Genomic DNA, 4,123 nt, shown 5'->3' with positions numbered 1-4,123 from the left:
CGGCTCTCTTTGTCCAGCAGGGCGGCGTGCTCGTCGTTGAGCTTTTTCAGCAGCTTGTTGGCCTGTGCGGAAGTATATGTCATGGTCGTTCGTCCTTTCTCTTTTGTGAATTTCTGCTCCCATTGTACCTGATTTTGCGGCGCAAGTCCAGCGGATGACGGCGCTTTCTCAGGTGGCTTGTCCACATACTCGCAGTGTCCGTCAGGGTACAGCAAATAGGTCGCCTTTTTCTCCGCGTCATAGCGAGCCACGGGCAAGCCCTTCATCTTGGCTTGCTGATACGCGATAAAAGCTACCTGAGAGATGCGCCTGTCCATCTCCTCGTCCTCATCATCACAATGAGGGTCTTCATAAAGCAGCGTTTTGCTTTCATCGGTCATATTCTCACTCCTCTGACTGTTCTCACGCACTTTGGCGGATCACGATGCCCTCTTCATCCCACGTAGCCAGCCGGAAGTTGTAGGGACGTCCGTCAGGTGCGGTCAGGGTGTTCAGAATGTCCCGCAGTTCTTTCACCTCTGCCGAATGACGCTTGGCGATCAGTACGGCCTCATCTACAGGCTTGTTGTCCAGTGCGCAGCCATCCACATACATGCGGAGCTGGTACAAGTCCAGCGCCTTGGTCTTTCCTGCCTTGGCTTCGTAGATGGTCACACGGTCGATATAGCCCACGAACAGGTCAACCTTGGCCTTCAGCCCGATCTTCTGGAACACAGGCTCCTCACGGCTCACCCGCAGAGCGGTGGGATCATTCTCACGCCTGGCGGTCAACTCCTTGACGTACCGCAGCTCCACCGAGTCCACATCCTTGGCCGGGGCGGGGACGTAGGACGCGATCCAACTGAGCAGGTTCTTCAGGCGCGGATCCGCTTCACAGAACGAAGTTTTCGTGTTCTTCGTGGCGGGCAGCGCGGCGGGGTTGTCCGAGATAAGATCCACCTGCACCAAAAAACGGTTCTGGCTGGGATGGATGGCCTCGCCCCAGACGCGGTCAAACATTCCGTGCTCGATGGCGCGTCCATTGATGCGCAGCTCCACGCCGCTGGACTCCATGTTGCACTTATAGTAGATGGCGTTGGACGGATTCTTCAGGATATTGCCGTATTTACAACGAATCGTCAGCGGGCCGCCGCCCAGGTTACAGGGGATATCTCCGTAATCCTTCACGCTGCCCTCTTCCCACACCGGCAGCAGCGGCGTCAGCGTATGCTGCGTTTCCTCGCCGCCGCTGATCTCCCACACCTCCATGGTGATGGGCGTATTCGCCAGAATGCCCGCATAGACGTACCGCAGTTCCTCAATGATATACCGCACCAGATTGTGGAAGTCGGAGGGCGCTGCCTTACGGTCGGGCTTCACCGTCCGGAACTTCGCCATAGGGCAACGGACGGAGATCGATGTGCCAGTGGGGTGGGGCAGATCACCCGTACCTGAATAGAAACGCACCTTCATGGGCTTGTCCAGTTCAGATGTGCCCATGGAATATGGCGCCTTGACCTCGCGGTACTGGTTTGCCGCGGCGTCGTCCTTCGTGCGGGTGCGGATGCTCCACTTCTGGTCAGGACTGCTGTCGCAGGAGGCCAGCGCGTGCTTCAATCCAAAGCCGTGCTCGTTCAGCGGCGTCTGCGCGCCGTCCCGACATGCGATAGTCAGGGCGCTACCGAGGTCAGCAATGCCCGTGCCGCCGTCCGTCACGGTGATCTCCACGGCATCGCCAAGATTTTCCAGCGATAGCACTACCCTCATGGACAGCTCGGGATCGCCGCTGTTGGCGCGGAGGTTGGAAACCGCGTCGTCCATCAGCTCACAGATGACCTGGGCCACGCTGTTGAAGTTGTCCCCGATACCGGCGAACAGGCCGTGGCCGGTGGGGTTGTTGCGGATGATCTCCTCCGCGATAGGTGTTTTGTTTTCGATTTTCATAGGTGCAATTCCTCCCGTTATCGATTGAGTTGATTGGCTACATCGGCGCGAACAGCGGCGGCGATAATACGCAGCAGCGCCTGCTGCCGGATGACCTCCTGACAGAATGCCACAGCCAGATCCTCCGGCGTCAGATTGATTTCCTCACACAGACACAACAGTTCGATCCACTCGTCGTCGGTCATGTCTACTTCAATAGTTGCTTTACGTTCGTCGTTCATAATGGTTACTCCTCTTTTGTATCAATTTAGATTTACACCGCCCAGATGATCTCTGCGCTGTCCTTTGCCACCTCGATGCGGCGGATGAACTGGGCGGCCACGGTCTTTTTCTCCTCAAAGGACAACTCGCTGAACACCAGCTTTTCCGGCAGCGGAACGCGGCCTGCTTCACGCCGCTGGGCCTGCCGGAGCGCCTCGCGCTCCTTTTCGATCTTCCCCAGTGCTTTCTGCAGATAGGACGCGGGCAGATCCTCGCTCTCGGCAAAGGCATCCATCAGGCGCTCGGCACGGCGATCCAGCTCCAGCAGCCGCCGGGTATAGCTATCCTCCGGCTTCGGCACAACGGGCTCCCGGGGACACTGCGCCAGCAGCTTTTCCATCTCCGTCTGCACCACCGTTTCCAGCTCTGCCAGCTTGACGTGGATGGCGGCGTCGCAGCGGTTCATATTATACCGCCCGCTGCACGCCAGATAGCGATAGGACTTGTCCACCACAACGGACAGGCTGTAGCCGCACTTGGCGCACTTCAGCAGGCCGGAGAGCCATGTGTGCTTGCCCTTGCCGCTGTTACCTACCTGACGGTTGTGAGCCAGCTTTGCCTGCACCGCCAGAAACAGCGGCGATGGCACGATGCCCACGCTGTTCAGCACAGACGCCCGATGGTTCTCGGTCTTGGTGCACTTCCGCGCGTTGGCCTCCCGCTTGCCCACCAGCAGCACGCCGTGTACACCGTCGAAGGCCTCCGGCGGGCCGGTGACCTCCACGCCCTGACCCAGATAGTGGAGCCGCACCTGCTCGTCTGCCATCACATACGCGGGGTTGTGCAGCAGGCGGGACAGCGTCACGTTGTCCCATGTGGCGCGCTTGGGGGCGGGGATACCCTCGGCGGTCAGCTTGCGGGCCAGCAGCCCCAGTGACATGCCCTCGGCGGCATACTCCTGAAAGATCCGCTGCACCACCGCCGCCTTGTCGTTGGGGATGAGGGACGGGACTTCCCTACCATCCCGTCCGCGTGCACGGCCATTGTCGAAGCCGTAGGGTGCTGGACCTCCCGGCCATGCGCCCAGTGCCGCGCGGCGGTAATAGTTGTCCCGCACGCGCTCCGCGGTGGTCTCCCGCTCCAGCTGGGCGAACACCATGATGATGTGCAGCATAGCCCGCCCCATGGGCGTCTTGGTGTCGAAGTTCTCGTTGACCGACACGAACTCCACATGGTGCTCCTGCAGCATCTCCCACAGCTGACCGAAGTCCGCCACGCTGCGGGAAAACCTGTCCAGCCGGTAGACGTACAGCGTGCCGATGCGGTCGGCGCGGATGTCCTTCATCAGCTGCTGAAAGGCGGGACGCTCGGTGTTCTTGCCGGAGTAGCCGGCGTCCTTGTAGACTCGCAGCTCCCCGCCGCCCGCCGTGCGGCGGCACAGGTCGATCTGTCCCGCGATGGACAGGCTGTCCTTTTTCTCCACGGACTGGCGGGCGTATACCGCGTCTGTTTTCATGCGGTCTTTTCCCGCTGGGCCGTCCGCAGCGCCCGCAGCTTCGCCATGCAGGCGGCGTAGGCATCCTTCATCTGCTGCTGCCGCGCCTGCGGATCCTCATACTGCGGATGGGTGTGTTTGACTTCCATGTTCATTCCCCCTCGCCACAGCCTATGAGCCGGGGACGTAGAACATGCCGGGGACGCGGGAAACGGAATACGATCTTGACTCATGCGTTTTCCTCCTTTCTGTGAAATGAGAAAAGAGAAACACCGTGCAGGCCGAGGCACTACACGGTGTCATGAGTATGACAAATAGACCGGATTCCGCTTGCAAAATCAGGGTCAAACGGGTATAATAACCCCATGCGGTGCGGATTTGTCCGTTGTGTAGGTGCTGTTACCACCTGCGCAGGTTGTAGGGAGCGCCAACTCCCTGCAACTGCCGTTGTTTTTCTTTTGTAAGGACAGTATAGCACGTATGTGACCTCACATCAATAGTCGA

The 4,123-nt window shown here is 59.5% G+C and carries 5 protein-coding genes; all 5 read right to left on the bottom strand.

Annotated elements, in window-relative coordinates; all coding sequences use genetic code 11:
* On the bottom strand, positions 1-380 hold a 380-nt coding region (locus ACZM22_RS11035), incomplete at its 3' end, for a hypothetical protein (RefSeq protein WP_489544105.1).
* Positions 381-402: 22 nt separating this feature from the next.
* On the bottom strand, positions 403-1,923 hold the full coding sequence (locus ACZM22_RS11030) for an ATP-binding protein (RefSeq protein ID WP_489544104.1): 1,521 nt from the start codon (positions 1,921-1,923) through the stop codon (positions 403-405).
* A 17-nt stretch (positions 1,924-1,940) separates the two neighbouring features.
* Positions 1,941-2,144 carry a hypothetical protein gene (locus ACZM22_RS11025; protein ID WP_489544103.1) on the bottom strand — a complete coding sequence of 68 codons (204 nt, stop codon included), beginning with the start codon at positions 2,142-2,144 and terminating at the stop codon, positions 1,941-1,943.
* Between the two features lie 32 nt (positions 2,145-2,176).
* Positions 2,177-3,640 carry a recombinase family protein gene (locus ACZM22_RS11020; protein WP_489544102.1) on the bottom strand — a complete coding sequence of 488 codons (1,464 nt, stop codon included), beginning with the start codon at positions 3,638-3,640 and terminating at the stop codon, positions 2,177-2,179.
* Positions 3,637-3,768, bottom strand: a complete 132-nt coding sequence (locus ACZM22_RS11015) for a hypothetical protein (protein WP_417053743.1) — start codon at positions 3,766-3,768, stop codon at positions 3,637-3,639. The genes ACZM22_RS11020 and ACZM22_RS11015 overlap by 4 nt, the downstream gene beginning before the upstream one ends.
* Positions 3,769-4,123: the final 355 nt, after the last annotated feature.

Source organism: Vescimonas sp., from assembly GCF_057856985.1.
Note: the sequence above shows the minus strand (reverse complement) of the source record. Positions and strands in the feature narration are given on the sequence as shown.

Excerpts from the sequence above, each read along its gene's own strand:
- ACZM22_RS11020 (WP_489544102.1), bottom strand. The coding sequence starts at position 3,640 with ATGAAAACAGACGCGGTATACGCCCGCCAGTCCGTGGAGAAAAAGGAC.
- ACZM22_RS11025 (WP_489544103.1), bottom strand. The coding sequence starts at position 2,144 with ATGAACGACGAACGTAAAGCAACTATTGAAGTAGACATGACCGACGAC.
- ACZM22_RS11015 (WP_417053743.1), bottom strand. The coding sequence starts at position 3,768 with ATGGAAGTCAAACACACCCATCCGCAGTATGAGGATCCGCAGGCGCGG.
- ACZM22_RS11030 (WP_489544104.1), bottom strand. The coding sequence starts at position 1,923 with ATGAAAATCGAAAACAAAACACCTATCGCGGAGGAGATCATCCGCAAC.